The organism is Deltaproteobacteria bacterium, assembly GCA_016223005.1.
In the GTDB taxonomy this organism is placed as follows: Bacteria; Desulfobacterota; GWC2-55-46; order UBA9637; family GWC2-42-11; genus JACRPW01.
Window position 1 is genome coordinate 1 of the sequence record JACRPW010000091.1, and the last position, 3,368, is coordinate 3,368.

Below are 3,368 nucleotides of genomic sequence, written 5' to 3' on the forward strand. Positions count from 1 at the left end.
AGTTCAACAAATGATTTTCCTTTATTCACTGCCTCAAGCGCTGCCTGATACACTGGCACAGTTCCGATAGATACAGGAGATTCTTTAATAATTGCCTTTCTTATCTTATCTATATCTCCGCCTGTTGACAGATCCATAACAGCATCTGCGCCTGCATCTACTGCTGCTTTTAATTTTTCAATCTCTAAATCTATATCAACTTTGTCCTGCGATGTGCCGATATTTGCATTGACCTTTGTGCGCAAACCCGCGCCAATAGCAAGCGGCTCAATATCATGTTTTTTATTCTTTGTGATAACAATGTTTCCCTCTGCAATGCCCTTTCTTACAAATTCAGGGCTGACCCCTTCTTTTATTGCAGCCTTTTTCATCTCAGGTGTTGTTATATTTTCTCTTGCCTTGATGAGTTGTGTCATTGTATTTCCTCCAATAAATTTCTAACCATTACTTTTGGATTTTTTGCTTTTATCACTTCTGAAATCATTGCCACGCCATTAACACCTGCTGCCATAACCTCTTTTATGTTTTTAAGTTTCATCCCGCCTATTGCAAAAACAGGTATATGGACTGCGTTGACCGCTTCCTTTAATTTTTCAATCCCCAGCGGTTTGCCATATCTTGCCTTTGACTCTGTATAAAATACAGGACCTAATGTTATGAAATCAGCACCCTGTTTTTCTGCCTTTAATGCCTCTTGCATGGAGTGCGTTGAAACCCCGATTAGTTTTTTACTGCCAAGAAGTTTTCTTGCGTCAACGACGGAAAAACTTGTCTGCCCAAGATGAACGCCGTCTGCATCAACTGCAATTGCAATATCAACCCTGTCATTTATGAATAATTTTGCCTTGTATTTATTTGTAATTGCCCTCAAGTCTTTTGCAAGTTCAAAAAGCTCCCTGCCAGATAATCCCTTTTCCCGTAATTGAACAGCCTTAACCCCGCCTTTTAAAGCATCTTCAACAACTGGGGACAGATTTAAAATCTGTCCCCAGTATCGTGGGGAAACTTGTTTCCTGTCTGTTATAAGGTATAGGTTAAAATCTATTTTTTCGCCTCTGTTGCCCATAATTTATATTTTAAAATAAATATCACTGCCGCAATTGCAACCAATATACTCACAACCTGTGCGGTTCGTAAATATCCCAGCATCAAACTATCTGCCCTGAAATTCTCTACAATAAATCTGCCAATGGAATACAAAAGCAGGTAAAGGGCGAATATAAATCCGTCTTTATATCCCCTTCCCTGCTTACTGCATGCAGGGGCATGCTTTCTCATGCCGAACCACAAAAAGAAAAATATGGACAAATTTATTGCCATCTCATAAAGCATGACAGGGTGCAGCGGTATGTTGGGAAACTCCGCGCCTGCAATACTCTCCTTTGGAAATACAATGCCCCACGGCATTGTTGTGGGCATTCCGTGTGCATCACCGTTCATAAAATTCCCGAACCTTCCGAATGCCTGTCCCAAAATTATTGCAGGCGCAACAATATCTGCCATGCGCCAAAATTCTATATTGTGTCTTTTCAGGTAAACCAATGCAAATATCAGCCCGCCAATGAGTCCGCCGTGAAATGCAAGCCCCCCGTGCCAGATGGCGGGTATTTCTTTTGGATTTGCCAGATAATAATCTAAGTTGAAAACCACATAATAGAGCCTTGCGCCTATAATGCCTGCGAGCACAGTCCCAAATATAAAGTTCATTACATTATCATCTGTTAATTGAACCCCTTTGTGTTTTACCTCTTTTTTAATGAGATAAGTCCCGACAAGTATGGCAATGACATACATCAGACCATAAAATCTTATCTGGATGGGACCGTATTCAAAAAGTATCGGCTGCACGAATAACCTCCATTTTTATATCATTCCTTCTATCGGACTTGAGGCTGCTGCGTATAATTTTTTCGGGATTCTTCCTGCCTCAAATGCAAGTCTGCCTGCCTCAACAGCAAGTTTCATCGCCCTTGCCATCTTAACAGGGTCTTTTGCGCCTGCTATGCCTGTATTCATTAAAAGACCGTCGCAGCCGAGTTCCATTGCAATTGCAGCATCGGATGCTGTGCCGACACCTGCATCAACAATCACAGGAATTTTAATTGTTTCTAAAATGATTTTTATATTATACGGATTTCTTATGCCAAGCCCTGAACCAATAGGCGCTGCAAGGGGCATGACAGCGGCACAGCCCAAAGTTTCAAGTTTTTTTGCCATAATCGGGTCATCGTTTGTATAAGGAAGAACAGTAAAACCCTCTTTCACTAAAATCCTTGACGCCTCAAGCAAAGCCTCATTATCAGGAAAGAGCGTCTTTTCATTGCCAATCACCTCAAGTTTAACAAGGTCTGTCTCAAGCGCCTCCCGCCCAAGTCTTGCTGTCCGCACTGCATCATCTGCCGTATAACATCCTGCTGTATTAGGCAGTATGGTATATTTTTTTGTGTCAATATAATTAAGGAGCGATTCCCCTTTTCTGTCAAGATTTACCCTTCTTACAGCGACTGTAACAACCTCAGCGCCTGATGCCTCAAGTGCCTTTACCATGATTTCATTTGATGGATACTTCCCTGTCCCTACCATGAGACGGGACTTGAATTTATATTTTCCTATTTTTAATACATCCATTCAAATATCCTCCTTTTAAAAGGGCATAGTGGACTGTGCGGAAAAAACCGTCAGGGTGGGAGGCTTTTAGAGGATTTTTCTCCCCTTAAGGGAGAAAAATGGTTTTTGAAGCACAGTCCACTATGCCCAATATCCTATCCTCCTCCCACCATCTGCACGATTTCAATCTTATCGCTGTCTCTTAAAACAGTTTCAGCATATCTGCTCTTTGGCACAATCTCAAGATTTAATTCAACAGCAATGCCATGCAGTTTTATATTAAGCAATTCTAAAAGACCAGAAACCGTTATGCCCTTTGCAAAAGTTTGTTCTTTCCCATTTACAAAAATCCTTATCTGACCTTTATCTTCTGACTTCTGACTTCTGACTTCTGACTTCTGACTTTTAGAAATACACATCCCTCTTGCCTGCCTTGATTTCATCAAGTTTTTTCATAACCTCTGCCTTTAATTTTTCTTCTTTAATCTCTTCAATCTCTTTTTCTATTACTGTCTTGCCGATTTCTCCAACGCCATTTTTTGCATGGTCAATTATATATTCCTGCAAGGTGAGTATTGCATTTGCTTGGCAGAATTTACTCATATCTCCTGCCATGGTCTTATTTGTAAACAATGCGCCTGTCCTTCCAACCCTGTAACAAGTTGTGCATAAACTCGGCATTAAACCGTTTTTTGCAATAGACACAATCATCTCTTCTATTGTCCTGTGGTCATCTGTAGAAAACTGCTCTGTAGTATTAC

General features: G+C 40.8%; 6 protein-coding genes. All 6 read right to left on the reverse strand.

Annotation, left to right across the window (positions count from 1 at the left end; genetic code table 11):
* Positions 1 to 416: phosphomethylpyrimidine synthase ThiC (locus HZC45_09115; protein MBI5683298.1), on the reverse strand; the 416-nt coding region annotated here is incomplete at its 3' end.
* Complete coding sequence (thiE, locus tag HZC45_09120; protein ID MBI5683299.1) at positions 413 to 1,066, reverse strand: thiamine phosphate synthase; 654 nt, start codon at positions 1,064 to 1,066, stop codon at positions 413 to 415. The genes thiE and HZC45_09115, both read right to left, overlap by 4 nt.
* On the reverse strand, positions 1,042 to 1,848 hold the full coding sequence (gene lgt / locus HZC45_09125) for a prolipoprotein diacylglyceryl transferase (protein MBI5683300.1): 807 nt from the start codon (positions 1,846 to 1,848) through the stop codon (positions 1,042 to 1,044). Before lgt ends, thiE begins: the two co-directional genes overlap by 25 nt.
* Before the next feature lie 15 nt (positions 1,849 to 1,863).
* On the reverse strand, positions 1,864 to 2,628 hold the full coding sequence (locus HZC45_09130; protein ID MBI5683301.1) for a thiazole synthase: 765 nt from the start codon (positions 2,626 to 2,628) through the stop codon (positions 1,864 to 1,866).
* A gap of 134 nt (positions 2,629 to 2,762) precedes the next feature.
* Positions 2,763 to 2,963, reverse strand: coding sequence for a sulfur carrier protein ThiS (gene thiS, locus HZC45_09135; GenBank protein ID MBI5683302.1), 201 nt, complete (start codon positions 2,961 to 2,963; stop codon positions 2,763 to 2,765).
* Between the two features lie 49 nt (positions 2,964 to 3,012).
* Positions 3,013 to 3,368 (reverse strand): [FeFe] hydrogenase H-cluster radical SAM maturase HydG (locus HZC45_09140; GenBank protein ID MBI5683303.1); only part of this gene is annotated, 356 nt, incomplete at its 5' end.

Bases quoted from the DNA above. Each gene is read 5' to 3' on its own strand.
- thiE (MBI5683299.1), bottom strand. From the start codon at position 1,066: ATGGGCAACAGAGGCGAAAAAATAGATTTTAACCTATACCTTATAACA.
- HZC45_09130 (MBI5683301.1), bottom strand. From the start codon at position 2,628: ATGGATGTATTAAAAATAGGAAAATATAAATTCAAGTCCCGTCTCATG.